Annotated in this window: 1 protein-coding gene; it reads left to right on the top strand. The window is 61.3% G+C overall.

Annotated elements, in window-relative coordinates; all coding sequences use genetic code 11:
* Positions 1-248: transposase (locus SB658_RS26390; protein ID WP_410603458.1), on the top strand; the 248-nt coding region annotated here is incomplete at both ends.

Raw genomic sequence — 248 nt, forward strand, 5'->3', positions numbered from 1 at the left:
GCGAGCGCCGTCGTTGGCGCTATCGGGGATGCCAAACAGTTGTCCAACGGGCGTCATCTGGCGGCGTGGCTGGGGCTGGTGCCCCGTCAATACTCCTCGGGAGGCAAAGCCCGGTTGCAGGGCATCAGCAAGCGCGGCGATACCTATTTGCGAACTCTTCTGATTCACGGTGCAAGAACCGCTTTGCAATACGCGTCGGGCAAGACCGACAAACGTAGTCGATGGTTGCAGCAGCTGATCGCCCGACG

The sequence above is a fragment of the Bacillus sp. SIMBA_008 genome (assembly GCF_046535495.1).
Taxonomy (GTDB): Bacteria; Bacillota; Bacilli; order Bacillales; family Bacillaceae; genus Bacillus; species Bacillus subtilis.